General features: G+C 73.5%; 24 protein-coding genes. 16 read left to right on the plus strand and 8 right to left on the minus strand.

Features of this window, described 5'->3' with window-relative positions:
- The first annotated feature begins 104 nt into the window (after window positions 1-104).
- From PS271_RS26665 to PS271_RS26675, 3 genes are read left to right on the plus strand one after another with little or no spacing between them, the layout of a single operon-like run.
- Entirely contained in the window at window positions 105-1,502 is a 1,398-nt protein-coding gene (locus PS271_RS26665) for a DUF6421 family protein (RefSeq protein WP_398385293.1), read from the plus strand.
- A 23-nt stretch (window positions 1,503-1,525) separates the two neighbouring features.
- Window positions 1,526-2,287 (plus strand): SDR family NAD(P)-dependent oxidoreductase, encoded by a 762-nt coding sequence (locus PS271_RS26670; protein WP_398387080.1) that lies wholly within the window; start codon window positions 1,526-1,528, stop codon window positions 2,285-2,287.
- Window positions 2,284-3,354 carry a threonine aldolase family protein gene (locus PS271_RS26675; RefSeq protein ID WP_398385295.1) on the plus strand — a complete coding sequence of 357 codons (1,071 nt, stop codon included), beginning with the start codon at window positions 2,284-2,286 and terminating at the stop codon, window positions 3,352-3,354. Before PS271_RS26670 ends, PS271_RS26675 begins: the two co-directional genes overlap by 4 nt.
- A gap of 126 nt (window positions 3,355-3,480) precedes the next feature.
- On the opposite strand, the gene PS271_RS26680 is transcribed toward PS271_RS26675, so the two are convergent.
- Window positions 3,481-4,212 carry a lysophospholipid acyltransferase family protein gene (locus PS271_RS26680; RefSeq protein ID WP_398385297.1) on the minus strand — a complete coding sequence of 244 codons (732 nt, stop codon included), beginning with the start codon at window positions 4,210-4,212 and terminating at the stop codon, window positions 3,481-3,483.
- Window positions 4,213-4,417: 205 nt separating this feature from the next.
- Here PS271_RS26680 and PS271_RS26685 point away from each other — a divergent pair, with 205 nt between their 5' ends.
- The 5 genes from PS271_RS26685 (at window position 4,418) to PS271_RS26705 (ending at window position 8,940) form a co-directional block, all read left to right on the plus strand.
- The gene (locus PS271_RS26685; protein WP_398385299.1) at window positions 4,418-4,777 is read left to right on the plus strand and encodes a thioredoxin family protein; all 360 of its coding nucleotides are present in this window, start codon (window positions 4,418-4,420) and stop codon (window positions 4,775-4,777) included.
- A gap of 172 nt (window positions 4,778-4,949) precedes the next feature.
- Window positions 4,950-5,453, plus strand: a complete 504-nt coding sequence (locus PS271_RS26690) for a flavin reductase family protein (protein ID WP_398385300.1) — start codon at window positions 4,950-4,952, stop codon at window positions 5,451-5,453.
- A 187-nt stretch (window positions 5,454-5,640) separates the two neighbouring features.
- A complete protein-coding gene (locus PS271_RS26695) occupies window positions 5,641-6,429 on the plus strand; it encodes an electron transfer flavoprotein subunit beta/FixA family protein (RefSeq protein ID WP_356275105.1) in 789 nt (262 codons plus the stop codon).
- Window positions 6,430-6,486: 57 nt separating this feature from the next.
- Window positions 6,487-7,449, plus strand: coding sequence for an electron transfer flavoprotein subunit alpha/FixB family protein (locus PS271_RS26700; protein WP_398385303.1), 963 nt, complete (start codon window positions 6,487-6,489; stop codon window positions 7,447-7,449).
- Window positions 7,450-7,617: 168 nt separating this feature from the next.
- A complete protein-coding gene (locus PS271_RS26705) occupies window positions 7,618-8,940 on the plus strand; it encodes a DUF6986 family protein (RefSeq protein ID WP_398385304.1) in 1,323 nt (440 codons plus the stop codon).
- Window positions 8,941-9,689: 749 nt separating this feature from the next.
- Here PS271_RS26705 and PS271_RS26710 read toward each other — a convergent pair.
- The gene (locus tag PS271_RS26710) at window positions 9,690-10,676 is read right to left on the minus strand and encodes a LacI family DNA-binding transcriptional regulator (protein WP_398387082.1); all 987 of its coding nucleotides are present in this window, start codon (window positions 10,674-10,676) and stop codon (window positions 9,690-9,692) included.
- Window positions 10,677-10,865: 189 nt separating this feature from the next.
- Here PS271_RS26710 and PS271_RS26715 point away from each other — a divergent pair, with 189 nt between their 5' ends.
- Window positions 10,866-11,837, plus strand: coding sequence for an ROK family protein (locus PS271_RS26715; protein ID WP_398385306.1), 972 nt, complete (start codon window positions 10,866-10,868; stop codon window positions 11,835-11,837).
- A gap of 139 nt (window positions 11,838-11,976) precedes the next feature.
- Window positions 11,977-13,014: an NUDIX hydrolase gene (locus tag PS271_RS26720; protein ID WP_398385307.1), complete on the plus strand. Its 1,038-nt coding sequence runs from the start codon at window positions 11,977-11,979 to the stop codon at window positions 13,012-13,014.
- A gap of 464 nt (window positions 13,015-13,478) precedes the next feature.
- Here PS271_RS26720 and PS271_RS26725 read toward each other — a convergent pair whose 3' ends face one another.
- Complete coding sequence (locus PS271_RS26725; RefSeq protein WP_398385309.1) at window positions 13,479-14,876, minus strand: dipeptidase; 1,398 nt, start codon at window positions 14,874-14,876, stop codon at window positions 13,479-13,481.
- Between the two features lie 176 nt (window positions 14,877-15,052).
- Between PS271_RS26725 and PS271_RS26730 the strand changes: the two genes are divergently transcribed.
- From PS271_RS26730 to PS271_RS26740, 3 genes are all read left to right on the plus strand, one after another.
- A complete protein-coding gene (locus PS271_RS26730; RefSeq protein WP_398385311.1) occupies window positions 15,053-16,288 on the plus strand; it encodes a geranylgeranyl reductase family protein in 1,236 nt (411 codons plus the stop codon).
- A 111-nt stretch (window positions 16,289-16,399) separates the two neighbouring features.
- Entirely contained in the window at window positions 16,400-17,620 is a 1,221-nt protein-coding gene (locus PS271_RS26735; RefSeq protein ID WP_398385313.1) for a sensor histidine kinase, read from the plus strand.
- Window positions 17,621-17,657: 37 nt separating this feature from the next.
- The gene (locus PS271_RS26740) at window positions 17,658-18,347 is read left to right on the plus strand and encodes a response regulator (RefSeq protein ID WP_398385314.1); all 690 of its coding nucleotides are present in this window, start codon (window positions 17,658-17,660) and stop codon (window positions 18,345-18,347) included.
- A gap of 25 nt (window positions 18,348-18,372) precedes the next feature.
- Here PS271_RS26740 and PS271_RS26745 read toward each other — a convergent pair whose 3' ends face one another.
- Together PS271_RS26745 and PS271_RS26750 are read right to left on the minus strand one after the other, a co-directional pair.
- Entirely contained in the window at window positions 18,373-19,272 is a 900-nt protein-coding gene (locus PS271_RS26745) for a DUF2797 domain-containing protein (protein ID WP_398385315.1), read from the minus strand.
- A gap of 103 nt (window positions 19,273-19,375) precedes the next feature.
- Window positions 19,376-20,623 (minus strand): MFS transporter, encoded by a 1,248-nt coding sequence (locus PS271_RS26750; RefSeq protein WP_398385317.1) that lies wholly within the window; start codon window positions 20,621-20,623, stop codon window positions 19,376-19,378.
- Between the two features lie 17 nt (window positions 20,624-20,640).
- Between PS271_RS26750 and PS271_RS26755 the strand changes: the two genes are divergently transcribed.
- Both PS271_RS26755 and PS271_RS26760 read left to right on the plus strand, forming a co-directional pair.
- Window positions 20,641-21,861, plus strand: coding sequence for an ROK family protein (locus PS271_RS26755; RefSeq protein ID WP_398385319.1), 1,221 nt, complete (start codon window positions 20,641-20,643; stop codon window positions 21,859-21,861).
- A 196-nt stretch (window positions 21,862-22,057) separates the two neighbouring features.
- Entirely contained in the window at window positions 22,058-22,348 is a 291-nt protein-coding gene (locus PS271_RS26760; protein ID WP_398385320.1) for an SHOCT domain-containing protein, read from the plus strand.
- A 450-nt stretch (window positions 22,349-22,798) separates the two neighbouring features.
- On the opposite strand, the gene PS271_RS26765 is transcribed toward PS271_RS26760, so the two are convergent.
- On the minus strand, window positions 22,799-23,347 hold the full coding sequence (locus tag PS271_RS26765; protein WP_398385321.1) for an ATP-binding protein: 549 nt from the start codon (window positions 23,345-23,347) through the stop codon (window positions 22,799-22,801).
- A gap of 199 nt (window positions 23,348-23,546) precedes the next feature.
- Window positions 23,547-23,900: a hypothetical protein gene (locus tag PS271_RS26770; RefSeq protein WP_398385323.1), complete on the minus strand. Its 354-nt coding sequence runs from the start codon at window positions 23,898-23,900 to the stop codon at window positions 23,547-23,549.
- Window positions 23,901-24,033: 133 nt separating this feature from the next.
- Between PS271_RS26770 and cds1 the strand changes: the two genes are divergently transcribed.
- The gene (gene cds1, locus PS271_RS26775; RefSeq protein WP_398385324.1) at window positions 24,034-25,131 is read left to right on the plus strand and encodes an L-cysteine desulfhydrase Cds1; all 1,098 of its coding nucleotides are present in this window, start codon (window positions 24,034-24,036) and stop codon (window positions 25,129-25,131) included.
- A 31-nt stretch (window positions 25,132-25,162) separates the two neighbouring features.
- On the opposite strand, the gene PS271_RS26780 is transcribed toward cds1, so the two are convergent.
- Entirely contained in the window at window positions 25,163-26,023 is an 861-nt protein-coding gene (locus PS271_RS26780; protein ID WP_398385325.1) for a DeoR/GlpR family DNA-binding transcription regulator, read from the minus strand.
- Window positions 26,024-26,238: the final 215 nt, after the last annotated feature.

Raw genomic sequence — 26,238 nt, forward strand, 5'->3', positions numbered from 1 at the left:
CGACCAGGGGTTCGGCAGGATAATTTGTGGCCTCCCCTCTTGAGCAGGAGAAGCGCGCACAGATACGGTGTCTTAACGCCAAGTTCTCCCGAGGAGGAGCAGCCATGACGGAAATCCTTGCGTCGACGGCGATACGGGCCGATGAATCGACCGCCGAGCCGGTGATCGATCACCCCGCGTGGGCCGAGCTCAAGGACGCTGTGGAAACGATCCGGCCGTGGCAGTCCCAGGACGGCTCCATCGACTTCACCGCGGAGGACGCACCACCGGGCGAGGCCGCCCGGGCCCAGCTGGACCGCGTCGTCGCGGCCGTCGAGCAGCTCTCGCCGCTCGTGCCGCACGACGCCGCGTACCACACGGCCCTCGTGGCCGACCTGCGCCGCTGGGCGGAGACCGGCTTCGGCGTGCCCGACTTCCTGGACTCGCTCCTCGCCTTCCAGCCCGCGGCCCAGCGCGCCGACGGCCTCCAGCACCTCGTCGTCTTCCCGATGTACACCCAGAACGGCAACCCCGACCGCAATCTCGAGGCCGTCGTCCTGCGCGTCGTCTGGCCCGAGTGGCTCGCCGAGCTGGAGCGCACCCGCTACGACAACCCGCTCTTCCTCGGCATCACCTTCGAGGACTTCACCGCGGGCTACGACACCAACTCCGCCGTCCTCTTCCCGGAGACCATCGCCGTCCGCGAGGCCCCCGAGCGCTTCACCTGGGGCGGCATCTTCTGCGACCGCGAGGCGGCCCGCTTCCGCCGCGTCACCGAGGCGGCCGTCGCGGCCCTCGGCCTGGAGCTCCCCTCCGACATCCGGGACATGATCGGCGACCAGCACCGCTGCGAGCAGGCGTTCGTCCTGTGGGACATCGTCCACGACCGCACCCACAGCCACGGCGACCTGCCCTTCGACCCCTTCATGATCAAACAGCGGCAGCCGTTCTGGATGTACGGCCTGGAGGAGCTCCGCTGCGACCTCACCGCCTTCAAGGAGGCCGTGAAGCTGGAGGCCGAGGGCAACACGCACGGCCGTGACGTGCAGTACGCCGTCCTCTTCGACCGGATGTTCCGCTTCCCGGTCACCGGCGACCGCGTCCGCAACTACGACGGCCTCGGCGGCCAGCTCCTCTTCGCGTACCTCCACCGCCACGACGTCGTACGCTGGACGGACAACACCCTCCACATCGACTGGGACCGAGCCCCGCAGATCACCAACCAGCTCTGCGGCGAGATCGAGAAGCTCTACCGCGACGGCATCGACCGCCCCAAGCTGGTCCACTGGCTCGCCGCCTACGAGCTCGTCTCCTCCTACCTCCCCCCGCACCCCGGCTCCGTCTGGGCCAAGGGCCCCGAGGCCCTCGACCTCACCCAGCCGCCCCGCAAGCTCGTGGACGACGTGCTCCCGGACGAGTTCCCGCTCAGCATGTTCTACGAGGCGCTTGCCAAGAAGCTGCGGCACGTGATCGCCTCGACCAAGGGGATCACCGCGGCGAAGGCCCAGCAGGTGGCCGCGTGAGCGAGCAGACGAAGGAGACGACCATGAGCACTCCCACCAACGGCAACGGCCGGCTGGACGGCGCCGTCGTGGCTGTGGCGGGGGCCGCCGGCCCGGCCGGCCGCGCCACGCTGCTGCGACTGGCCGAGGCCGGAGCGACGGTCGTCGCCTCCGACGCGGACGCGGCCCGCCTCGCCGAGGCCGTGGACGCCGCCCGCTACGCCCACGGCGGCGCCACCGTCACCGGCGACACCGTGGACCTGCTGGACCTGGAGGCCACGCGCCGCTGGGTGGACCGCACCGAGAAGGAGTTCGGCCGCATCGACGGCCTGGTCCACCTCGTGGGCGGCTGGCGCGGCTCGGCCACCTTCGCCGAGACCGACCTCGCCGACTGGGAGCTGCTGGAGAAGCTGCTCATCCGCACCGTGCAGCACACCTCGCTCGCCTTCGAGCCCGCCCTGCAGCGCAGCGGCAACGGCCGGTACCTGCTCGTCAGCGCGGCGGGCGCCAGCAAGCCCACCGCGGGCAACGCCGCCTACTCCGCCTCCAAGGCCGCCGCCGAGGCGTGGACGCTCGCGCTCGCCGACTCCTTCCGCAAGGCGGGGGGCGAAGGCCCGCCGCAGGCCGCCGCTGCCATTCTGATCGTCAAGGCACTGGTGCACGACGCCATGCGCGCCGAGCGCCCGAATGCGAAGTTCGCGGGCTTCACCGACGTCAAGGACCTCGCCGAGGCGATCGTCGGCGTCTGGGAGAAGCCCGCCCAGGAAGTGAACGGAACCCGTCTGTGGCTGACTCCGCAGGTATGACCGACAAGACCGACGCCATACGCCGCCACGATCCTGAGGTCCGCGGGTTCGCCAGCGACAACTACGCCGGCGCCCACCCCGAGATCCTCGCGGCGCTCGCCGTCGCCAACGGCGGGCACCAGGTCTCCTACGGCGAGGACGACTACACCGCCCATCTCCAGGACGTGATGCGCGGCCACTTCGGCCCCACCGCCGAGGCGTTCCCCGTCTTCAACGGCACGGGCGCCAACGTCGTCGCCCTCCAGGCCGCGACTGAACGCTGGGGCGCGGTCATCTGCGCCGCCACCGCGCACATCAACGTCGACGAGTGCGGGGCGCCCGAGCGCGTCGGCGGCCTGAAGCTGCTCACCGTGCCCACCGAGCACGGCAAGCTCACCCCCGAGCTCATCGACCGCGAGGCCTTCGGCTGGGACGACGAGCACCGGGCGCAGCCGCAGATCGTCTCGATCACCCAGACCACCGAGCTCGGCACGTGCTACACGCCCGAGGAGATCCGCGAGATCTGCGACCACGCCCACGAGCGGGGCATGAAGGTCCATCTGGACGGCTCGCGCATCGCCAACGCCGCGGCCACCCTGGGCGTCCCCCTGCGGGCCTTCACCACCGACGCCGGCGTGGACCTGCTCTCCTTCGGCGGCACGAAGAACGGCCTGGTCTTCGGCGAGTGCGTCGTCGTCCTGAACCCGGACGCGGTCCGGGCGATGAAGCACCTGCGCAAGATGTCCATGCAGCTCGCCTCCAAGATGCGCTTCGTCTCGGCCCAGTTCGAGGCCCTGCTCAGCGGCGACCTGTGGCTGCGTAACGCCTCGCACGCCAACGCCATGGCCGCGCGGCTGGCCGAGCGCGTACGGGCCGTCGAGGGCGTGGAGATCCTGCACCCGGTGCAGTCCAACGCCGTCTTCGCCCGGCTCCCGCACGACGTGAGCGAGCGCCTCCAGAAGCGCTACCGCTTCTACTTCTGGGACGAGGCGGCCGGTGACGTCCGCTGGATGTGCTCCTTCGACACCACCGAGGCCGACGTCGACGCGTTCGCGGCGGCCCTGGCCGAGGAGATGGGCCGGCAGTAGCGGCTGCCCGTCCGGAGACCGCGAAGGGCGCCCGGCCGCGAGTGCGGCCGGGCGCCCTTTCTCTTTCAGCGGGTGTGCTGCGTCCTGCGGGTGCCGCTGTGTCCTGCGGGTGCGCTGCGTCCCGCTCTAGCGGCGCCGGTCCATCGCCGCCGCCCGGTCCGGCGTGGGCGCCGTGCCGCCGAGGTGCGCCGGGATCCACCAGGTGTCGTCCGCGTCCTTCGTCCGCACCGGGTAGGCGCGCTGAGCCGCCTCCAGGAGCTCCTGGACGCGGGAGCGCACCCGGTCGCTGAGGGTGTCCGGGTGCTCGTCCGCCTCGGGGGTCATCGGCTCGCCGACCCGTATCGAGATCGGCACGTGGTTGCGGCCCAGGTCACGCTTGTGCCCCTTGGTCCACAGCCGCTGCGTGCCCCACAGCGCCATCGGCAGCAGCGGCACCCCGGCCTCCTGGGCAAGCCGCGCCGCGCCGGACTTGAAGTTCTTCAGCGTGAACGACTGGGAGATCGTCGCCTCCGGGAACACCCCGATGATCTCGCCGGAGCGCAGCGCGGTCAGCGCGTGCTTGTAGGCGTCCATGCCGGCCGCGCGGTCCACGGGGATGTGCTTCATCGCACGCATCAGCGGACCCGACACCTTGTGCCGGAACACCGACTCCTTGGCCATGAACCGCACCAGCCGCTTGGCGGGGCGGGCAGCCATCCCGCAGAAGACGAAGTCGAGGTAGCCGATGTGGTTGCTCACCAGGACCGCCCCGCCCCGCGCGGGGACGTGCTCGGTGCCCTGGATGTCGAAGCGCAGGTCGAGCGCCTTGAACATGGTGCGAGCGACACCGATCACCGGGGGGTAGACGAGCTCTGCCATCGAGGGGGGATCCTTCCGGGCCTGGGGGAGGGGGCTCCCGGGCTAAGTTACGCGGCCGTAGGGTTCGGCTTCTGCCAGATCGTGCCCGAATGCCCGTCCAGGGGCCAGCGAGGACGCCCCGGCGGCCGGGAGATCCTCATCACGTCGGTGCCGGGGAAGGGGGAATTCCCGAGGAATTTTCTCCGTACCGCGCGGTGCTGCACGGATGGAAACACGACGAGAAGAGGGGCCGAAGGTGCACGAGGGTGACGGCGGCGGGCTGCGGCTGGGGGCCGGCGACATCGGCGGGGAGCTCGGGGCACGGGCCACGCTCGTCCAGTTCTCCAGCGCCTTCTGCCAGCCCTGCCGGGCCACGAGACGGACCCTGGAACAGGTCGCGGGCATGGTCGAGGGGGTCGCGCACGTCGAGATCGACGCGGAGGCGCACCTCGCGCTCGTGCGGGCGCTGGACATCACCGCGACGCCGACCGTCCTCGTCCTCGACGCCGCCGGGCGCGTCGTGCGCCGAGCCGCGGGCCAGCCGCGGACGGCGGATGTCATCGCGGCGCTCGGGGCCGCGGTGTGAGCGGCCGGGGGGAAGCCCGGGGCAGGGCGTTTCCCGTGATCCCTCTCCCATCTCCGAGGCTGCCCTTGACGCTTCACGCCCCGAATCGTCAAGGTGACGTTATGTGGCCAGGACCGTTTCTCCACGCGCTGTATGGACATGCGCATGCCGACCTGATGAGAAGGACAGTTTCATGACGGCCATGCCCGGGCTCGGCACCTCCCTCGCCACTCCTGAACTGCTGCGCTCCGTCTTCCGCCGGCACGCCGCCGGAGTCGCCGTGATCACCGCGCAGGGCGCGCGGCCGGTCGGCTTCACGGCCACCTCGCTCACGTCCGTGGCCGCCGAGCCGCCCCTCGTCTCCTTCGGCGTGGGCACCGGCTCGTCCAGCTGGCCCGTACTCGCCGAGGCCGAGCACGTCGGCGTGCACATACTCGGCGAGCACCAGAGGGAGCTCGCCGGCACCTTCGCGCGCAGCGGCGCCGACCGCTTCGCCCCGCCCACGCGCTGGCGCCCCGGTCCGGAGGGCGTGCCGCTGCTGGACGGTGTCCTGGCGTGGCTGGTGTGCCGCGTGGTGGCCCGGGTGCCTGCAGGGGACCACCGGCTCGTGCTCGCCGAGGTCGTCGCGGGCGACCCCGCCGGAGCGGGGAGCCCGCTCCTCTACCACCAGGGGCGCTTCAACGGTCTGCGGGACTGAGACGTCCCGCGTTCGCACGTTGGACAGATCACAGCCGACCGGCCTTGCGCCCGGCTGAACGGGTCGCTGTACTGACGAGTAACATTCCGTTCGGGGCGCGGCCCGCAACGGGCGGAATCCGCCCCACAAGGCGCCTATGCTGCCTGCCAAGGCAGCTACGAAGAGACGATGCAGTAGGAGAGCCGGCGTGAGCTTGAGGATCGTTGTCACTGTGAAGTACGTGCCCGACGCCACCGGCGACCGGCACTTCGCCGAAGACCTGACCGTCGACCGCGACGACGTGGACGGCCTGCTCTCGGAGCTCGACGAGTACGCGGTCGAGCAGGCGCTGCAGATCAAGGAGGCGGCCGACGACGACGCGGAGATCACCGTCCTGACCGTCGGCCCCGAGGACGCCAAGGACGCGCTCCGCAAGGCGCTTTCGATGGGCGCCGACAAGGCCGTCCACGTCGAGGACGACGACCTGCACGGCACCGACGCCCTCGGCACCTCGCTGGTGCTGGCCAAGGCTCTCGAGCACGTCGGCTACGACCTGGTCGTCTCCGGCATGGCCTCCACCGACGGCGGCATGGGCGTCGTCCCGGCGATGCTCGCCGAGCGCCTCGGCGTCCCGCAGGTCACCCTGCTCTCCGAGGTCAAGGTCGAGGGCGGCAAGGTGACCGGCCGCCGCGACGGCGACGCCGCCAGCGAGCAGCTGGAGGCCTCCCTCCCGGCCGTGGTCTCCGTGACCGACCAGTCCGGCGAGGCGCGCTACCCGTCCTTCAAGGGCATCATGGCGGCCAAGAAGAAGCCGGTCGAGTCCCTGGACCTCTCCGACCTCGGCCTGGAGGCCGAGGAGGTCGGCCTGGAGGGCGCCTGGACCAAGGTCGACGAGGCCACGGAGCGCCCGGCCCGCACGGCCGGCACCGTCGTCAAGGACGAGGGCGAGGGCGGCAAGCAGCTCGCCGAGTTCCTCGCGGGCCAGAAGTTCATCTGAGCTCTCTGATCCCGAACGAACCGTCACCCGCCCCACTTTTTCCGCAGGAGCAACGCCATGGCTGAAGTCCTCGTCTACGTCGACCACGTGGACGGTGCCGTCCGCAAGCCCACCCTCGAACTTCTCACCCTCGCCCGCCGCGTCGGCGAGCCCGTCGCCGTGCACCTGGGTGCCGGTGCGGACGCCGCCGCCGCGACGCTGGCCGAGTACGGCGCGGTGAAGGTCCTCACGGCCGACGCCGCCGAGTTCGCCGACTACCTCGTCGCGCCGAAGGTCGACGCGCTCCAGGCCGCGGTCGAGGCCGTCTCGCCGGTCGCCGTGCTCGTCCCGTCCTCCGCGGAGGGCAAGGAGATCGCCGCCCGCCTCGCCGTCCGCATCGGCTCCGGCATCATCACCGACGCCGTCGACCTGGAGGCCGGCGACGAGGGCCCGGTGGCGACGCAGTCCGTCTTCGCGGCCTCGTACTCCACCAAGTCCCGCGTCACCAAGGGCACCCCGGTCATCACGGTCAAGCCCAACTCCGCCGCCCCGGAGGCCGCCCCGGCCGCCGGCACGGTCGAGCAGCTCGCCGTCTCCTTCGGCGAGAAGTCCACCGGCACGAAGGTCGTCTCCCGCACCCCGCGCGAGTCGACCGGCCGCCCCGAGCTGACCGAGGCCGCGATCGTGGTCTCCGGCGGCCGCGGCGTCAACGGCGCCGAGAACTTCTCCATCATCGAGTCCCTCGCCGACTCGCTCGGCGCGGCCGTCGGCGCCTCCCGCGCCGCCGTCGACGCCGGCTGGTACCCGCACACCAACCAGGTCGGCCAGACCGGCAAGTCGGTCTCCCCGCAGCTCTACATCGCGGCGGGCATCTCCGGTGCGATCCAGCACCGGGCCGGCATGCAGACCTCGAAGACCATCGTGGCCATCAACAAGGACGCTGAGGCGCCGATCTTCGATCTGGTTGACTACGGCGTGGTCGGTGACCTCTTCGAGGTCGTTCCCCAGCTGACCGACGAGGTCAAGACGCGCAAGGGCTGACCCGACTCGCGGTTCCTTCACCAGGCCCCCGCACGCTTGTCGCGTGCGGGGGCCTGCGTGCGGCCTGCGTGCGGGGGCCTGCCTGTTGACCCGTTCCGGTGGCCTCGATAGCTTCGCCCGCGCGGACGGTCGGTTCCGCGCAGCGGAAACGTGGAGGGTGGGCCAGCCATGGGACAGCGGCAGTCGGTTGCGACGACCTTTACGGGGGCGGTGAAGGAACGTATCGGCGCCTCTCTCGCCGACGTCGACGCCGACCTTGCCCGGCGCTACCCCGGTGAACCGGGCACGCGGCAGCCTGTGCATACCGTTTACGTGCCCGCTGATGTCTTTGCCGCGGATACGGTGCGGTTCTGGGGTGATCAGGCGCTTGCCCTTCTTGACGAGCATGCGCCTGACGCCTCCTCGCTGGCTGCGGTCCTCGGTCTTTCCGAGGCGCTTGCTGTGCCTGTCTACGAGCGTGTGCGGGCCAAGTTGCTGCGGGAGCCGGTAGAGGACCTTCGCGTCGACTTCGAGGACGGGTACGGGCCGCGGTCCGACGCGGAGGAGGACGCGGCGGCTGTGCGGGCGGCGGGGCTCGTGGCGGCTATGTGCGGGGGTGGGCGCGGGGGCGTGGGCGGGGGTGTGGGCGGGGGTGTGGGCGGGGGCGTGGTGCCGCCGTTTGTGGGTGTTCGGATGAAGTGCCTTGAGTCCTCCGTCCGGGATCGTGGGATCCGGACGCTGGATGTCTTTCTGACCGGGTTGATGGACGCCGGCGGTCTGCCCTCGGGGTTGGTGCTCACGTTGCCCAAGGTGAGTTACGCGGAGCAGGTCGCCGCCATGGCTGAACTGGTGGGGGAGTTCGAGAAGGCGCGGGGGCTGGAGCGGGGGCGTATCCGCTTCGAGATACAGATCGAGACCACGCAGGCGGTCCTCGGGGCGGACGGGCGCGCCACGGTGGCGCGGATGATCGACGCGGGTGGTGGGCGGGTCAGTTCGCTGCACTACGGCACGTTCGACTACAGCGCGTCGTGCGGGGTCGGTGCGGCGTACCAGGCCCTCGACCATCCGGTGGCCGATCATGCGAAGGCCGTGATGCAGGTGGCGGCCGCGGGGACAGGGGTGCGGCTGTCCGACGGATCGACGAATGTGCTGCCGGTGGGGTCTGCGGCGCAGGTGCATGAGGCTTGGCGGCTGCACTTCGGGCTGGTGCGGCGGTCGCTGGCGCGGGCGTACTACCAGGGGTGGGACATGCATCCCGGGCATCTGCCGACGCGGTACGCGGCGGTGTACGCGTTCTACCGGGAGGGGCTGGGGGGTGCTGCGGCTCGTCTGGACGCGTATGTGAACCGGGCCGGTGGGGACGTGCTGGACGAGCCGGCTACGGCGCGGGCGCTGAGCGGGTATCTGTTGCGGGGGATGGACTGCGGGGCGGTGGATGAGGGCGAGGTGTCGGCTTTGACGGGGTTGGGGCGGGAGGGTCTGGAGGGGTTGGCGGGGGTGGCGGGGCGCTGAGGTTTGTTGGGGGTGCGGGGCGGGGGCTCCGGGGCAGGGGTCCGGGACCGTATATTTACGGGCCCGTTCCCCGTGTTCCTCTTCGCGCCCTCTCCCGCATCGGGCCCGCAAATACACGTCAGCGTCCCGGACCCCTACCCCTGCGCCCCCACCCCTCCCGCCCGTGCCCGACTGCGGCCCGGTGCGGTGCCCGGCGTAACCACCTTGTCCCCGGCGGGGGTTGGTTGAGCAAGGGGCCGCAGCCCCTTGCGTCCGCTGCCGCGGGGATTTGCTCCTGCCGGGGGTTTCGGCGGTGCCGTGGGGGCGTAAGCATCTTGTCCCTGCCAGGGGTTCGGTTGGTCAAGGGGCTGGCCCCGCCCCTTGATTCCGCCGCCGCGGCGATCCGCCCCCCGTCGGGGATCCCGGCGGTGCCGTGCCGGGCTGAGGACCTTGTCCCTGCCAGGGGGCGGTTGGTCAAGGGCCACGGCCCTTGTTTCCGCCGCCGCGGTGATCCGCCCCTGCCGGGGGTTTCGGCGGTGCCGTGCGGGCGTAAGCATCTTGTCCCCGGCGGGAGGTTGGTTGGTTTAGGGGGCAGGCCGTCGCCGTCTCTTGTGTCCGCCGCCGCGGTGGTTCGCCCCCGCCGGGGTCTCGGCGGTCCAAGGAGCAGGCTGTCGCCGCCCCTTGCGTCCGCCGCCGCGGCGATCCGCCCCCGCCGGGGATCCCGGCGGTGCCGTGCCGGCGGGCGGTGGGGCAGGGGCTGCGGAGGGGCGTTACTCCTCCGGGCGGAGTTCGCCTGAACCCCGCACGATCAGGCGGGTGGGCAGCACCACCCGCCGCGGCGGTTCGGCCGCTCCGTCCAGGCGGCGGAAGAGTTGTTCGGCCGCGGTGCGGCCCAGGCGGGCCGCGTCCTGGGCTACTACGGTGACCGCGGGGGAGAGCAGGTCGGCGAGTTCCAGGTCGTCGAAGCCCACGAGCGCGACGCGGCGGGGCACGCGGGCCAGGACGCGTACCGCCGTCGCCGTCACCCGGTTGTTCCCCGTGAACAGCGCCGTCACCGGCGCCGGTGCAGTGAGCATGCGTTCCGTTTCGGCGCGGACGCGCTCGGGCGTCGTGGGGCCCAGGGACACCCAGGACTCGTCGACGGGCAGGCCCGCGTCCGCCATGGCCGCGCGGTAGCCGCGCAGCCGCTCCGCGGCGGTGTGGATGCGCGGGCGGTCGCCGATGAAGCCGATGCGGCGGTGGCCGTGGGCGGCCAGGTGGGCCACGCCCTCGCGCGCGCCGCCGAAGCTGTCGGAGAGGACGGCGTCGGCGTCCATCCGGCCGGCGGGCCGGTCGACGAAGACCGTGGCGATGCCGGCCGCGATCTCGGGTGCGAGGTAGCGGTGGTCGTCGCCGGCCGGGATGACGATGAGGCCGTCGACCCGGCGGGCGCAGAACGCCAGGGCGAGCTCCCGTTCGCGCTCCGGATCCTCCGCGCTGGAGCCGTTGATGAGCAGGGCGCCGTGCGCGCGGGCGACTTCTTCGACGGCCCGGTTGAGAGGGGCGTAGAAGGGGTCGGCGAGGTCTTCGAGGACGAGTCCGATGGACGCGGTGCGGCCCTTGCGGAGGATCCGCGCGCTGTCGTTGCGCCGGAAGCCCAGCGCGGTGATGGCGTCCTGGACGCGCCGCTCGGTGTCGGGGGTGACGCCCGGCTCGCCGTTCACCACCCGGGAGACGGTCTTGAGGCCGACGCCCGCGCGGGCCGCCACGTCCTTCATCGTCGGGCGGGCGCCGTAGCGGGGCGAGGGGCTGCGGGTGGGCTGGGCGCTGCTCGGCACGGGGCTCGTCCTTACCGGGGGGGCGGAGCGGGGTGACGTCGAGCATAGAGCCTAGACAACGTTGTCAGATCCGGACAGACTGGCGTCCGCAGAGCCTGCACCACTGCCCGACCAGGAGAGATCGTCCCCATGCGCACCGACTTCGCCGACCTTGTCGCAGCCCTCGACATCGGTGGCACCAAGATCGCGGGGGCGCTCGTGGACGACCGCGGCCGGCTGCTGGCCCGCGCGCAGCGGCCGACGCCGGCCCGCGAGGACGGGGCCACGGTGATGGGCGCGGTGGCGGCGGTGATCGACGAGCTCAAGGGCGCGGCGCACTGGTCGCGCGTGCGGGCGGCCGGCATCGGCAGCGCGGGGCCGGTGGACGCCTCCCGAGGGACCGTCAGCCCCGTCAACGTCCCGGGGTGGCGGGACTATCCGCTGGTCGCCGAGGTGGCGCGGCGGGTGGGCGGGTTGCCGGTGGTGCTCGTCGGCGACGGCGTGGCGATGACCGCGGCCGAACACTGGCAGGGCGCCGCGCGGGGGCGCGCGAACGCCCTGTGCATGGTGGTGTCCACCGGAGTGGGCGGTGGCCTGGTGCTGGGAGGTCGTCTGCACACCGGTCCCACCGGAAACGCCGGCCACATCGGGCACATCAGCGTCGACCTCGACGGGGATCTCTGCCCCTGCGGCGCCCGCGGCTGCGTCGAGCGCATCGCCAGCGGCCCGAACATCGCCCGGCGCGCGCTGGACGCCGGCTGGCTGCCGGGTCCGGACGGCGACCGGAGCGCGGCGGCCGTCGCGGCGGCGGCCCGAGCGGGCGACGCCGTGGCGCGCGCCTCGTTCGAACGGGCCGCGCAGGCGCTGGCGGCGGGCATCGCCGCGACCGCGACGCTGGTCGAGATCGAGGTCGCCGTCATAGGCGGCGGCGTGGCGGGCGCGGGCGAAGTGCTCTTCGCGCCGCTGCGCGAGCGCCTGCGCGACTACGCGACGCTCTCCTTCGCCTCCGGCGTCGAGGTGCTGCCCGCCCGGCTCGGTTCCGACGCGGGCCTCGTGGGGGCAGCCGCGGCGGCGGCGCAGCGGTTCGGCCTGTGGGGGACGCGGGAGGCCGGCCCGGCGTAGAGCGCACCGGCCAGCGGCAGTACGTGCCGCTGCCGCTATGGACGCACCCGGAGGGCGCCCCGGCACCGTGCCCCTCGCAAGCGTTTCCATGGCAAGGTGTTCCGGGCACTTCACAGGGGGCTACGGAGAAGGGGGAACCGTGATCGTCTGGCTGAACGGCGCGTTCAGTGCGGGGAAGACCAGTACGGCCAGGGAACTGACCGAGCTGATCCCGGACAGCACCCTCTACGACCCCGAGGTGATCGGCGGGGCGCTGAAGTACCTGCTGCCGCCCAAGAGAATGGGCGAGACCGGCGACTACCAGGACCTGCCGGTCTGGCGGCGGCTGGTCGTGGACGCGGCGGCGGCCCTGCTTGCCGAGGTCGGCGGGGTGCTCGTCGTCCCCATGACGCTGCTGCGCCAGGAGTACCGGGACGAGATCTTCGGCGGGCTCGCCGCGCGCCGCATTCCGGTGCGACATGTGCTGCTGGCTGTCGATGAAACGATCCTGCGGGGGCGGATCGCCGGCCGCGAGGAGTTCGCGGACGACCCCGGCCGCAGCGAGTCCGTCCGGCAGTGGGCGCTGGACCACATCGCCCCGTACCGCGAGGCGCTGCCCTGGCTTCGCTCCGACGCGTACGTCGTCGAGACCGGTCATCTGACGCCGCGTGAGGTGGCTGAGGGGGTCGCGGACGCCGTACGGAGCGGGGCCGCCGGCGCGTGCCAGATCGTGCAGACCCCGGAGCCGACGGCCGAGACGCTGGCCGCGGGGGTGCTGCTCTTCGACGAGGAGGACCGGGTCCTGCTGGTCGACCCGACCTACAAGCCGGGCTGGGAGTTTCCCGGCGGGGTCGTGGAGCCGGGCGAGGCGCCCGCCCGCGCCGGGATGCGCGAGGTGGCCGAGGAGATCGGCATCGAACTCCCCGCCGTGCCCCGCCTGCTCGTCGTCGACTGGGAGCCGCCCAAGCCGCCCGGCTACGGCGGCCTGCGCTTCCTCTTCGACGGCGGGCGGCTGGCCGGGGCCGACGCCCACCGGCTCCTGCTCCCCGGCGCCGAACTGCGCGGCTGGCGCTTCGTCACCGAAAGCGAGGCGGCGTCCCTGCTGCCGCCCGTACGGCTGAGCCGCCTCCGATGGGCCCTCCGGGCCCGCGAACAGGGCCGCCCCCTCAACCTCGAAGCGGGAGTCCCTGTCGGCTGAGCGCGCCCTGCGGTGGCCTGAGACCGTCTACGGCACCGGGCCGGGTCCGGACGCGCCGAGGGGCCCCGCATGACGGGGGAGTGCATACCTGCCGGGCTCGGCGCGTGGGCCGTGAGCCGTTTGGCCCGTCACGCCGCGTTATCCCAGCCGTTGCGGCAGCCAACAATGGTCCGCCGCAACGGCGAAGCGCTGCGACGGCGAGGCCTGGCGGAAGGCCGATCTGCCGGGATTGGTCCGTACGCCGTGATCCGCCGGTTCGTGACGCTGCGGCGGACGAGGACAGCCCCGCCGCAACGGTGCAGCGTCACGACCGCGAGGGTCCGGCGGAAGGCGCTTGCGCCGGGTCGGCGCGAGCGTTGTGAGTCGTCGGCACGCCCGGCGTACGGCGAAGGTCCGCCGCAACGGCGAAATGCTGCGACCGCGAGGGCCCGCGGAGTACGCGCGCCGCACCCCGCCGGGACGGCCTACCGCTTGCTCTCCGCGTAGTTGCCCAGGAACAGCGCCTCCGCCAAGGAGAGTCGCTCCAGTTCCTCCGGTGAGACGCTCTCGTTCACCGCGTGGATCTGGGCCTCCGGCTCGCTCAGGCCGATCAGCAGGATCTCCGCGTCCGGGTACAGCGCGGTGAGCGTGTTGCACAGCGGGATCGAGCCGCCCATGCCGGAGATCTGCATCTCCTGGCCCGGGTAGGCGATGCGCATGGCGTCGGCCATGGCCGTGTAGGCCGGGCTGCCGGTGTCCGCGCGGAACGCCTGGCCCTGGCCGACCTGCTCCACCGCGACGCGCGCACCCCACGGGGCCGCCGTCTTCAGGTGCTCCGCGAGCAGCTTCGTCGCCGTGGCGGCGTCCGTGCCCGGCGGCACGCGCAGGCTGATCAGGGCCCGCGCGCCCGCGTGCACCGACGGGGTGGCCCCGACGACCGGCGGGCAGTCGATGCCCAGGACCGTGACCGCGGGGCGCGCCCACAGCCGGTCGGCGACCGTGCCGGAGCCGATCAGCTCCACGCCGTCGAGGACCTTGGCGTCCTTGCGGAAGTCCTCCTCCGGGTACTGCATGCCCTCCCAGCTCGCCGCCGCCTCGTCCTCCAGACCGGTGACGGTCGTCGAACCGTCCTCGGCGCGCAGCGAGTCGAGCACGCGGATCAGCGCCGCCAGCGCGTCGGGCGCCGCGCCGCCGAACTGGCCCGAGTGCAGATTGCCCTCCAGCGTGTCCACCTGGACGCGGACGAGCGTCATGCCGCGCAGCGTCGCGGTGGCGGTCGGCAGGCCCACGCGGAAGTTGCCGGCGTCACCGATCACGATGCTGTCCGCGGCCAGCAGCTCCGGGTGCGCCGTGGCGTAGCGCTCCAGGCCGCCGGTGCCCTGCTCCTCGGAACCCTCGACGATCATCTTCACGTTGACCGGCACGCCGCCGTGCTCCTTGAGCGCGCGCAGCGCCGTCAGGTGCAGGACCACGCCGCCCTTGCAGTCGGCCGCGCCGCGCCCGTACCAGCGGCCGTCGCGCTCGGTCAGCTCGAACGGCGGTGAGATCCAGGCGGCCTCGTCCAGCGGCGGCTGCACGTCGTAGTGCGCGTAGAGCAGCACGGTCGGGGCGCCGGCGGGGCCCGGGAGGTAGCCGTAGACGGACTGGGTGCCGTCGGGGGTGTCGAGCAGGGCGACGTCCTGGAAACCCTCGGCGCGCAGCGCGCCCGCCACCCAGTTCGCCGCCGCCTCGCACTCGCTCCGCGGGAACTGCGCCTCGTCCGCCACCGACCGGAAGGCCACCAGCTCGGCCAGCTCGGTGCGGGCGCGGGGCTGCAGCGCGGCGACGGTGGCCGCCAGCTCGGCCGGGACCGGCCCCGGCTGGTGGTTCGAGGACGCTTCCATGGAACGCTCCTTGTGGACGCGGCGTTGTATCCGTACGAATGGGCGATTGTGCCGTCGATCCTCCCACGCCCGCCGCCCGCGGCACCCACGGCCTTCCCGTGGCAGGGCCGCGGAGGGCTGGCCGTAGGATGCGGCAGGTAGCCGAAGCCGGTGATGGAGCGGGAGTAGAAGCACAGGTGAGCAGCGACAACGCAGCCCAGAGCGCGGGGCGGGGCGAGGGCGAGGGCGGGGACCGGGAGCCGGTGTGGGACGTCGTGGTGGTGGGTGCGGGGCCCGCCGGGGCCTCCGCCGCCCACGCCGCCGCCTCCGCGGGCCGCCGGGTGCTGCTCCTGGAGAAGGCCGAACTGCCGCGGTACAAGACGTGCGGCGGCGGCATCATCGGGCCCTCGCGGGACTCCCTCCCGCCCGGCTTCGAACTGCCGCTGCGCGACCGCGTCCACGCGGTCACCTTTTCCCTGAATGGCAAGCTGACGCGCACGCGCCGCTCCAAGCGGATGCTGTTCGGCCTCATCAACCGGCCCGAGTTCGACGCCGCCCTGGTGGAGGCCGCCAAGGACGCCGGCGCCGAGGTGCGCACGGGCGTGGCCGTGGCGCGCGTGGAGCAGCACGGCCCGGCCGTGCCCGACCGGCGCACGGTCGCCGTCGTGCTCGCCGGCGGCGAGACCGTCCTCGCCCGCGCGGTCGTCGGGGCCGACGGCAGCGCCGGGCGCATAGGAGCACACGTGGGGGTGAAGCTCGCCCAGGTCGACCTCGGTCTGGAGGCCGAGATCCCCGTGCCCCCGACGGTCGCCGAGGACTGGGCCGGGCGCGTGCTCATCGACTGGGGCCCGATCCCCGGCAGTTACGGCTGGGTCTTCCCCAAGGGCGACACCCTGACCGTGGGCGTGATCTCGGCGCGCGGCGACGGCTCGGGCACCAAGCGGTATCTGGAGGACTTCATCGCCCGCCTGGGCCTCGCGGGCTTCGAGCCCAGCATCTCCTCCGGCCACCTCACCCGCTGCCGCTCGGACGACTCCCCGCTCTCGCGCGGCCGCGTCATCGTGTGCGGCGACGCCGCGGGGCTGCTGGAGCCGTGGACCCGCGAGGGCATCTCCTTCGCCCTGCGCTCGGGCCGCCTGGCGGGCGAGTGGGCGGTCCGCATCGGCGAGGCGCAGGATGCGGTCGACGCCCGCCGGCAGGCCCTCAACTACGCGTTCGCCATCAAGGCCGGGCTGGGCGTGGAGATGGGCGTCGGGCGCCGCATGCTCACCTTCTTCGAGCGCCGTCCCGGCGTGATGCACGCCGCGCTCACCGGCTTCCGCCCCGCGTGGCACGCCTTCACCCGGATCACCCGCGGGCAGACGACGCTGGCGGAGATCGTCCGGACCCACCCGATGGCCCGCCGCGTGCTCTCCACGGTCGACCGCCCGTAGCCTCCCGGCTTCGTCCCGCGCGGTGGGGCGGGCGCCTACTCCCGGTGGAGTAGGCGCGCCCACCGCGTCCGGCCGACGCGGTGGGCCCGGGCGGCGGCTAGCTTTGCCCGTATGGGCTGCGAGAGACGGGCGCCGTGGGCGCAGGGGCGTGGCGCCGGGCCGCCGTGGGAGCGGTGGCCGGCCCGCCCGGGCCGCCTGCCCTGGGTGTCCGCGCTCGCCGTCGCCGCCTTCCAGCAGGCCGGCAGCTCCTACGCCGCGCTCAGCCAGCCCGGCCGGGCCCCGCTGGACTCCTTCGCGCGCGTGCTGCTCGCGGTCGGCCCGGCGTTCCTGCTCGTTCGCCGCCGGCACCCCGTCGCCGCCGTCTTCGGCACCTGTCTCGCGGCCGCGCTCTACCTGGGCGGCGGTTACCCCTACGGCCCGGTCTTCGTCAGCGTCGCCGTCAGCTGCTTCACCGCGGTGGTCGCGGGGCACCGCCGCGCCGTCTGGACCGCCGTCGGCCTGCTGTGGGCCTGGCACCTCCTCATCGCCCACTGGCTCTACCACCGGCTGCCGCCGCGCGGTGACGGACCGGCCGCCTGGGGAGCGGAGTGGGCCCCCGCGGCCTGGGCCGTCGCCCTCGTCGCCGCGGCCGAGTTCGCGCGCGTACGGCGTGAGCAGTGGGCGCAGGCGCGGGCCGAGCGGGCCGCGGCGGAGGAGCGCCGGGCGAGCGAGGAGAGGCTGCGCATCGCCCGTGAGCTGCACGACGTCCTCGCGCACAGCATCTCCGTCATCAACGTCCAGGCCGGGGTGGGGCTCGCCCTCATCGACAGCCACCCGGAGCAGGCCCGGGCAGCGCTCACCACCATCAAGGCCGCCAGTAAGGAGGCGCTCGGTGAGGTCCGCCAGGTCCTCGACACCCTCCGCACGCCCGGCGACGCGCCCCGCTCCCCGGCTCCGGGCCTCGGCCGGCTGGAGGAGCTGACCCGGCAGGCGGCCGGTGCCGGACTCGAGGTGCACGTCACGACCGAGGGCCCGCGGACGGACCTGCCGCCCGGCGCCGACCTCGCCGCCTTCCGCATCGTCCAGGAAGCCCTCACCAACATCGTCCGGCACTCCGGCTCCCGCACGGCCGAGGTCCGGCTGCGCTACGGGCCCGACGCCCTCGAACTGACCGTCGACGACGCGGGGCCCGCCCTCTCCGGCACGGTCTCCGGCGGCGGGAACGGCCTGGTGGGCATGCGGGAGCGGGCCGCGGCCCTGGGCGGCACCGCCGAGGCGGGCGCCCGGCCGGACGGAGGCTTCCGCGTACGGGCCCGGCTGCCGCTCACTTCTTCGCGCAAGGCGGCATCGTGAAGGAGCCGTCGCGAGAGGGGCGTCGAGGGAGAACGCCATGCACGAAGGAGACGCCGTGACCGAGATCCGTGTGGTGCTGGCGGACGACCAGCTGCTCGTCCGCGCCGGCTTCCGCGCCCTGCTGGACGCCCAGCCCGACATCGCCGTCGCGGGTGAGGCCGCCGACGGCGAGGAGGCGCTCGCGCTGGTCCGCGAACTGCGGCCCGACACCGTCCTCATGGACATCCGCATGCCCGTCCTCGACGGCCTCGCCGCGACCCGCCGGATCACCGAGGACCCGGCCCTGGCGGACGTGAAGGTCATCATGCTCACCACCTTCGAACTGGACGAGTACGTCTTCGAAGCGATCCGCTCCGGCGCCTCGGGCTTCCTCGTCAAGGACACCGAACCGGAGGAACTGTTGCGCGCGGTGCGGGCCGTGGTCCACGGCGACGCCCTGCTCTCGCCGAGCGTGACCCGCCGCCTCATCGCCGAATTCGCCGCGCGCTCCAAGGAGCCCGCCGAGGCGCCAGGACTCGCGGAGCTGACCGACCGCGAACGCGAGGTGATGACGCTGGTCGGCATAGGCCTCTCCAACGAGGAGATCGCGCGGCGGCTCGTCGTCAGCCCCCTGACCGCCAAGACCCACGTCAGCCGCGCCATGATCAAGCTGGGCGCCCGCGACCGGGCGCAGCTCGTCGTCCTCGCCTACGAGAGCGGGCTCGTCCGCCCCGGCTGGCTCGGCTGAACCCGCCGCCGTACGCCGCGGCCGGTCAGAACAGCGCCTCGGGACCGGCGGCCGGAGGCGCCTGTATCAGCACCTCCGCGGTGATCGCCGCCCCCGGCTCGGCTGCGGCGAGCGTCCACCCGGCCAGCTGCCGTGCGTCCACCAGCAACTGCCGTCCGTCCGCCGTGTCCAGATACACGTCGGGCCCGGCCACGGCGGCGACCGTGCCCGCTATCGTGCGACCGGGCGCGAGGACGACCGTCCCGCAGCCAGGCCACAGCCGGTCGAGGTGGAAGGCATCGTCGTGATGCACGGGCGTGAACGGCAGCACGGCCAGCGACTCCGGCAGCGTGCCGAGCCCGCACGCCTGCGCGTGCAGACCCGCCAGCTCGGCCGTCCGCAGCTCCCGCCCCGGCACGGGGCACCGGGCGGCCCGCTTGGCGGCGTACGGGATGCGGTCGGGGACCGACAGCGCCGCGCCGAGCACGGCTTCCGCACGCCGCGCGGCCATCAGCGGGCCGCGCCCCAGCAGGGCGTACGACAGCGCGCCCTGTTCGAGCAGGCGGACGCCCTCGCGTTCGGCGGCGGTGATCCCGACCTTCACCGCGCCGGGCACGGACCAGGCCAGATACACGTCGTACGGGCGCGGGTCGTCGAGAGCGGTGTCGGCCGCGACCGAGTGCGAGCGGTCGAGCCGCGCGCACTCCGCACACTGCGCCGACACCGCGGCGTGCGGCACCTCCGCGCCCACGGGGCACGGAGTGCGCCTGCCGCCCTTGCGGACCCCCACGCACCGCCGCGCGGCGCCCGTCGAGAACGCGACCGGACGCCCGGCGGGCAGCGGAGTGCCGCGCTCCCCGTGCGCGGGATGCAGCCAGACGAGCTCCGGCCCGGCGGGCCTCCAGCGCACCCCGCCGCAGCGCCATTCCCCCTGCTCGGCACTCATGGCCCACCCCTTCCGTCCACGCCCTCGGATTGTGTCAGCCCCCACTGACAACGCCGCCGCGCGGCGGGCCGGCCGGGCGCCGCACGGCAGGCGTACCCAGGCGTCAGCGGGCTCCGGAGACCGTGCGGCGGGTGGCGTACGCGATCGCCGCCGCCACGGCCGCGAGGCCCGCGACAGTGGTCAGGGCCACAGGGAGGGACGACGCGTCGGCGAGGAGGCCGATGACCGGCGGCCCCAGCAGCATCCCGCCGTAGCCGAACGTGGAGGCCGCGGCCACGCCGCCCGGGCCGCCCAGTTCACCGGCCCGCCCGACCGCGACGGGGAAGATGTTGGCCAGGCCCAGGCCCGTGACGGCGAAGCCCGCGAGCGCCGCCCACACCGTGGGCGCCAGCGCCCCGAGCAGCATGCCGCCCGCGGCCGCCGCCCCGCCCGCGACCAGCGCCGTGGTCTGGCCGAGGCGTTCGAGGAGGAACGTGCCGCTGAGCCGGCCGAGGGTCATGGCCAGCGCGAAGACGGAGTAGCCGGCGGCCGCGACGCCCGCGTGGACCCCGAGGTCCTGCTGGAGGTGCAGCGCGCCCCAGTCGGCGAGAGCGCCCTCCCCGTAGGCCGTGCACAGGGCGATCACCCCGAAGAGGGCGACCGTACGGTTGCCGCGGCGGCGCGGGCTGCCGCCGTCCGCCGCCGGGACGGACGCCGGCCGCTCGGCCCGGGGCGCGGGGTGCGCCAGGAGCATGCGCCCCGCGACCGCCGTGACGGCGAGCCCGGCCACGGTCAGGAGCAGCAGGTGCCGGGTGGGGGAGAGGTGTCCCGCGACCAGCCCGCCCAGGCCCGCGCCGAGCATTCCGCCGAGGCTGAACGCGGCGTGGAAGCTGGGCATCACGGGCCTGCGCAGCGCCGCGACGAGGTCGACGGCCGCGCTGTTCATGGCGACGTTGATGCCGCCGTAGGCGGCACCGAAGACGAGCAGCACCAGGCCGAGGGCCGTCGCCGAGTGGGTCAGGGGAGGCAGCGCGATCCCCGCGGACATCAGCACGCCGGCGACGACCGTCACCAGGTGGCTCCCGAACCGGCGGCACAGCCGCCCGGTCAGCATCATGGTGGCCACGGCCCCCGCCGACACGCCGAGCAGTGCCAGTCCCAGCGCGCCCGCGGACGCGCCGGTCTGCTCCTTGATGGCGGGGATCCGGACCACCCATCCGGCGAACAGGAAGCCGTCGAGGGCGAAGAACAGGGTGAGGGCTGTACGGAGCCGGCGGAGGGCGGGACCGCTCCGGTCCGGGCGCCGTTCGCCCGGACGGACCGTCCGCGTGTCGCCCAAAAGAGCCGTCCGTATTTTGTTTAGTGTCGGCACAAAGTCACAATAGGGGCGTGACCCAGACTCGGACAACACGTTTGGAGCGGGGCCGCGGCGCCCTCGGCCCGGCCTTGGAGCTCGTACACACCGGCCGCGCCCCCACGCGCGCCGTGCTCACCGCCGAACTCGGGGTGACGCGCGCGACCGCCGGTGCCGTCGCCGCCGAGCTGGAGGCCCTCGGACTGATCACCGTCGACGCCCGCCCCGCGGCCGCCGGCTCCCAGGGCCGCCCCTCGCACCGGCTCTCCGTCGCGCCCGGCGGCCCCGTGGTGCTCGCGGCCCAGATCCACGCAGACGGCTTCCGCGCGGCCCTCGTCGGCCTCGGCGGGCGGGTGGTCGCCACCGCGCCCGGCTGCATGACCGTCCCCGCCGACCCGTCGCGCATCATCGACGCCGTCGTCGAGGCGGGCGCCGGCCTGCTGCGCGAGACCGGCCGCCGCTGCCTGGGCGCGGGCCTCGCCGTCCCGTCGGCCGTCGCCGAGCCGGACGGCACCGCCCTCAACCCGCTGCACCTCTCCTGGCCCGCCGGTGCGCCGGTCCGCCGGCTGTTCACCGAGGCCCTGGCCAAGGCCGGCGTCCCGGGCCCCGGCGAAGGCCCCGCCATCGGCGTCACCGGCAACGACGTCAACCTCGCGGCGCTCGCCGAGCACCGGCACGGCGCCGGCCGTGGCGCGCGCCACCTGCTGTGCGTGGCCACGGGACACCGCGGCGTCGGCGGGGCGCTCGTCCTCGACGGCCGCCTGCACAGCGGCAGTTCCGGCCTCGCCCTGGAGGTCGGTCACCTCACCGTCAACCCGGCCGGCCTGCCCTGCCACTGCGGCAGCCGCGGCTGCCTGGACGTCGAGACCGACCCGCTCGCCTTCCTCACCGCGGCCGGCCGCGCCCCCGGACCCGAGGTGTCCCTGCTCCAGCAGGCCCGCGACCTGCTCCGTACGGAGTACGGCGACCCGTCCGTCCGCGCCGCCGCCGAGCTGATCGTCGACCGGCTCGGTCTCGGCCTCGCGGGCCTCGTCAACATCCTCAACCCCGACCGCATCATCCTCGGCGGGCTCCACCGCGCCCTGCTGGACGCCGACCCCGAGCGGCTGCGGGCCGTCGTGGCCGACCGCAGCCTGTGGGGGCGCAGCGGGAGCGTGCCGATTCTGCCCTGCACGCTCGACTACAACAGCCTCATCGGTGCGGCCGAGGCGGCCTGGCAGCCTGTCCTGGACGACCCGCTGACGGTCCTGGGCTGACGGTTGTGGGCTGATGCTCTTGGGCTGACTGCCGTACGGGTGTGCTCCGGAGTACGCGGTCGGCCCCCGCGTACTCCGCGCGCCGCAGGGGCGGTGCAGCCGGCCGTACGACGACGCGGGGGTCTTTCGTGAGGAGGCTCGGTGGTGGCGGCAAACCGCCGCCGACATTCCTTCACCACTGAGGAGGCGGGCTCTCATGAGCACCCTCGCCCACGCCCTGGCCGACGGCGGCCCCGGCCCCTGGATCCTGTTCTTCCCCCTCGCCTGGGCGGCCGTCGTCATCGGCGTCGTCGCCGTCCTGCGCCGCACCGTGTGGCGCGGCGGCCGCGCCCCCTGGCACCAGCGCCAGGCACGCGCCGAGCACTCCCCGCTGACGGTCCTCGGCCGCCGGTTCGCCTCCGGCGACATCGACGAGGACGAGTACTGGCGCCGCGTCTCCGTCCTGGAGGAACACTTCGGAGCGCCCGGCAAACGCGGCACGTCGTGACCGCGGGCGCGTGTCCGGCCCCGGCGGTTGCCGGACGGCTTTGACGCCGGCCGGGCACCGCCGGGCTCCACGGCTGTGGTTGCTCGCCGTCGCGGCGGAGGGTTGTCGCCGGGCGGCAGCGAGGATGGCGGGCGCGGCCCGATCCTGCTGCGCGTTGCACACGCCCGCGCCGTCGACACGCCGCCGGGGTTCCTGCGGCTGCCGGACGGTCTTGATGCCCGCCGGGCGCCGCCGATCCACGCCGTGGGGCTTGCTCGCCGTTGCGGCGGAGGGGTGTTGGCGCGGCAGCAGCGACAGCGTGCGCGGCCCGCTCCCGCCGTGTGCCCGCACAAGCCCCCGCCGCGAGTGCCGGCACGCCCACCAACCCCCCGCCGCAACGGCGAGTAAGCCCCACCGCGTCGTCCGGCGGTGCCTAACCCGGCGACTCTGCCCGGGGCATCGCCCCGCCCCTCAGCCGGGGACCGTGGACCGGACGGGGGAGCGGTCGAGTACGACCGCGGACTGGTCGAAGGCCGGTTCCTCCAGGGGCGGGAGGGCTACGGCCGGCTGTTCGAGGGTGACCGTCGTCCGGTCGTCGCGCGTCCGCCGTCCGCCGACCGCCCGCTCCGGGACGGGCAGCGAGAACCAGACGACCTTGCCGCCGTCGTGCCGCTCCTGCACCCCCCAGCTGTCGCTGACCGCCGCGATCAGCGCGAGCCCGCGCCCGTGCGTGCTGCCGGCGTCGGCGTCGGCGAGGCGGGGCAGCCGCGGGTCGTGGTCGCGGACCGAGACCGTGAGCCGGTCGAGCACGAGGTCGATCTCGACGGTGCAGCGCTTGTCCGGTTCGGCATGCTGGTGCACGTTCGTGAGGAGCTCGGTGACGCACAGCGCCGCGGGGTCGATGAGCGGATCGAGATTCCAGTACCGCAGTTGCGCAGATACGATTCTGCGGACCTGGCCGATCCGCGGTGGAAGAGCCTGGAGCTCTACGGTGCAGTGCTTGTTCGGTCGGCTGATCACGGCTGCGACTCCCTGGGAAGAAGTAGGGCTAGCCTGATTCAGAAACGCGTTCTGGCACGCGCTGGGGCCGGGCCGGCGGCGGTCGCTGCCGAGCCGGGCGGCGGCTACTCATCCAGAGCGTAACCGTCCGTGAACCCTCAGTGATGCTGGTACGAGTCAAGGGTCGGCTCCAGCAGCCGCACGCGCAACTTCTGCACCGTCAGTCCCTGGCGTCTCCGCCGCGTCCGGAGCGGACGGCTTCCAGGAACCGCCGGACGGCGGCCTCCCCCGTGGTCTCCTCCGCTCCCGAAGGATCCTCCAGCCGGCCCAGCGTCAGGACGTAGCGTGTGCCGTTCACCGTCGCCCGGGCGCGGTCCCGGCCGGCGAACCACGGCTTGCTCGCGTGGACCGCCCCCAGGGGGGCGCTGTCGATCTCCCGGCCGTAGCTGGTGAGCAGCTCCAGCCTGCCGTCCTTGATCTTCACCTGGCCCGCCCGGGTGAGCGAGCGGAGGGACCGCTCGATCCGTACCCCGGTCGCAGTGAACTCCGGCTCCTGGAACCCCGGCTCCGCCACGCCAACCGCCTCCCCGGCCGATTCGTGTGCCTCGTGCGCAGTCTGCCCGTGAGGGGGCTCACGCACCAGTGCCCATTTATGATCGAAACGTCCGAGTGCTCCGCATGGGCCCGGATGGAACGGGAGAGGCGGCGTGCACACCACCGACGTCGACCGCAGCGACCCGGCCTACCGCGCCTGGCTCAGCGAAGCGGTCCGCAAGGTCCAGGCCGACGCGAACCGCTCGGCCGACACCCATCTGCTGCGCTTCCCGCTGCCCGAGGAATGGGGCATCGACCTCTACCTCAAGGACGAGTCCACCCACCCCACGGGCAGCCTCAAGCACCGCCTCGCCCGCTCGCTCTTCCTGCACGGCCTGTGCAACGGCTGGATCCGTCCCGAGTCCCCGGTCGTCGAGGCCTCCAGCGGCTCCACCGCGATCTCGGAAGCGTATTTCGCGAGCCTGATCGGGGTGCCCTTCGTCGCCGTCATGCCCAGCACCACCAGCCGCGAGAAGTGCCGCCTCATCGAATTCCACGGCGGCCGGTGCCACTTCGTCGACGACCCCCGCAAGATGTACGCGGAGGCGGCGGCCCTCGCCGAACGCTCCGGCGGCCACTACATGGACCAGTTCACCTACGCCGAACGGGCCACCGACTGGCGCGGCAACAACAACATCGCGGAATCCGTCTTCAGCCAGCTGCGCAGCGAACGCCACCCCGTGCCCGCCTGGATCGTCGCCACCGCGGGCACCGGCGGCACCTCCGCGACCATCGCCCGCTACGTGCGCTACATGCAGTACGACACGCGCATCTGCGTCGCCGACCCCGAGTACTCCTGCTTCTTCGACGGCTGGCGCGACCACGACCCCACGGCGACGGGCGAGCGCGGCTCGCGGATCGAAGGAATCGGCCGGCCCCGCATGGAGCCCAGCTTCATGCCGGGCGTGATCGACCGGATGATGAAGGTCCCCGACGCCGCGAGCATCGCGGCCGTACGCGCGCTCGACACGGCCATCGGGCGCAAGGCGGGCGGTTCCACCGGCACCGGCCTGTGGAGCGCGCTGAAGATCGTCGCCGAGATGGCCGGCAACGGCACCAAGGGCAGCATCGTCACCCTCATCTGCGACCCCGGCGAGCGCTATCTCGACACGTACTACTCCGACGCCTGGCTCGCCGGACAGGGTCTGGACATCGGCCCGTACGCGGGCGCCATCACCACCTTCCTGGCCACCGGCCGCTGGCCGGACTGACGCGCCGGAGCGCCGGGGCGGCCGCGCGCGCCTACACCGGCACGCCGCCGCACGTCGTGGAGTCCCCGGAGGCATCGGCCACCACCAGCTCCGGCAGCCGCTCGGAGATCTCCCGCCGCGCCGCCTCCGGCAGCCCCGCGTCGGTCACCAGAGCATCCACCTCCTCCAGCGCCGCGAACGAACTCAGCCCCACCGTCCCCCACTTGGTGTGGTCCGCGAGGACCACCACCCGCCGCGCCGACCGCACGAAGTGCCGGTTGGTCTCCGCCTCCGCCAGATTCGGCGTCGACAGACCCGCCTCCGCGGATATCCCGTGCACCCCGATGAACAGGACGTCGAAGTGGAGCGAGCGGATCGCCGCGTCCGCGACCGGCCCCACCAGCGTGTCCGAGGGCGTGCGCACCCCGCCCGTCAGCACCACCGTGGCCGCCCCCGGCCGGGCGGACGGCCCCGCCGCCGTCACCGGCCGCTGGGAGCTGTGGAGGACGTCGGCCGCACGCACCGAATTCGTCACCACCGTCAGATCGGGGACATCCACCAGCCGCTGCGCCAGGGCGAACACCGTCGTTCCGCCCGCCAGCGCGATCGCACTGCCCGGCGGCGCCATCGCCACCGCCGCCCGCGCGATGTCCTCCTTGGCGGCCAGCTCCAGCGCCGACTTCGCCTCGAAACCCGGTTCGTGCGCGGTCGCCTCCGCCACCGGCACCGCCCCGCCGTGCACCTTCTCCACCACGCCCAGCCGGGCCAGGGCGTCCAGATCCCGGCGGACCGTCATGTCCGAGACATTGAGCCTCCGCGTCAGTTCGTTGACCCGCACCCCACCGCGTCTCCTGACCTCGTCGAGGATCAGCGCACGCCGCTGCTCCGCCAGGAGATTCTGGTTGTCGCTCACCCGGCCCGTCCTTTCCGGTCAGCCACCGGCAGTCGTGCGCGCACATCCTCCCACGCGCCACGCCGCGGCGATCGTCTTCGTTCGGCCGGATCACGAACGGGCCTATCCTGCCGTCGATGCCGCCGCATTGTCAGTGGCCCCTGGCACCATGCTGGTTGACGGTACGGCACACCGGGACCGGGGGGACACGGTGGCATCGGACGAACGACCCCAGA

The organism is Streptomyces sp. SCA2-17 (assembly GCF_044336695.1).